Below are 1,838 nucleotides of genomic sequence, written 5' to 3'. Positions count from 1 at the left end.
CCATCAACCGCCGAACGCACCGACTCCTGCCGCCGCCACGACGACAACGCGGGCAGCACCTCACCCAGCGAAACCCCCGGATCCACCGCCAGCTCCGCAGCCAACGCGGCCACATCCCCGCGCTCCACCACATCCCAGAACCGCCCGTCAACGGCACCGCCGGACGCGGCAACCTCCGCCGCCGGGGCCTCCTCCCACCAGTACCGCGTGCGCTGGAAGGCGTACGTCGGCAGCTCGACCCGCCGGGCCCCGGTGCCCTCGAAGTAGCCACCCCAGTCCAGGGACTGGCCCCGGACATGCAACACGGCGAGGGCGGCGGTCACCGACTCGGCCTCCGCGCGCCCCTTCCGCAGCGCGGCGGCGAACGCGGCGTCCTCGCCGGTCACGCACTCCTGCGCCATCGCGGAGAGAACGCCGTCGGGGCCCAGTTCGACGAAGGTCGTCACACCCTCCGCTTCCAGCGTCCGCACACCATCGAGGAAGCGGACGGCCTCGCGGACGTGGCGCACCCAGAAGTCGGGTGTCGTGATCTCCTCGGCGGCCACCACGCCACCGGTGAGGTTGGAGACGATCGGGATGCGCGGCGCCTCGTACGACAGCCCCTCCGCAACCTCCCGGAACGCGTCCAGCATGCCGTCCATGCGCGGCGAGTGGAACGCGTGGCTGACCGTGAGCCGCTTGGTCTTCCGGCCCTGCGCCTCGAAGCCCGCCGCAATCGCGACAGCCTCGTCCTCATCACCCGCGATCACCACCGACGTGGGCCCATTGAGCGCGGCAATGCTGACCCGCTCGGTCAGCAGCGGCGTGACCTCGTCCTCCGACGCCTGCACCGCGACCATCGCGCCACCGGCCGGAAGCTCCTGCATCAACCGCCCACGCGCCGCCACCAACTGCGCCGCATCCGCCAGCGACAACACACCCGCCACATGCGCGGCGGCCAGCTCACCGATGGAGTGCCCGGAGAGGAAGTCCGGTGTCAGACCCCACGCCTCGACCAACCGGAACAGCGCCACCTCAACCGCGAACAAAGCGGGCTGAGTGAACCCCGTCCGATCCAGCGCCTCCGCGTCATCCCCGAAGAGAACATCCCGCAGCGGCCGCTCCAGATGCAGCTCCAGATGCGCACACACCTCTTCCAGCGCATCCGAGAACACCGGGTAGGCGTCATACAACTCACGCCCCATCCCCAGCCGCTGACTCCCCTGCCCCGTGAACAGGAACGCCACCTTGCCCTCGGCAACCGCCCCCTCGACCACGGACGGCGCGGACTCGCCCCGGGCCACCGCGTCCAGGCCCGCGAGGAACGTCTCGCGGTCAGTGGTGATGAGCGCCGCGCGCTGTTCCAGCGCGGTGCGGCTGGTGGCGAGCGAGAAGGCGAGGTCGGTCGCGCTCAGTTCGGGGTGGGTGCGGAGGTGGGTGGCGAGCTGTGCGGCCTGGGCGTGCAGCGCCTGACCGTCCTTGGCCGACAGCAGCCACGGCAGCGCGGGCAGAGGGCGCGGCGCGGGCTCCTCGGTCGGCGCGACCGGAAGGGCCGGGGCCGGGGCCTGCTCGATGATGGTGTGCGCGTTGGTGCCACTGAGCCCGAAGGACGACACACCCGCGCGGCGCGGGCGGCCGGTCTCCGGCCATTCCACCTGCTCGGTCAGCAGCGATACGGCGCCCGCCGACCAGTCCACATGCGGCGACGGCGCGTCCACATGCAATGTCTGCGGCAGCACACCGTGCCGCATCGCCAGCACCATCTTGATGATGCCCGCGACACCGGCGGCGGCCTGCGTATGACCGATGTTGGACTTGATGGAGCCCAGCCACAACGGCCGGTCCCCATCCCGCTCCTG

The 1,838-nt window shown here is 71.3% G+C and carries 1 protein-coding gene; it reads right to left on the bottom strand.

Annotated elements, in window-relative coordinates; all coding sequences use genetic code 11:
* On the bottom strand, positions 1-1,838 hold a 1,838-nt coding region (locus KN815_RS46300; protein ID WP_216347785.1), incomplete at both ends, for a type I polyketide synthase.

This window comes from Streptomyces niphimycinicus, from assembly GCF_018883605.1.
In the GTDB taxonomy this organism is placed as follows: domain Bacteria; phylum Actinomycetota; class Actinomycetes; order Streptomycetales; family Streptomycetaceae; genus Streptomyces; species Streptomyces niphimycinicus.
The sequence above is the reverse complement of the archived record's forward strand: the minus strand, read 5'-3'. Positions and strand labels throughout refer to the sequence as shown.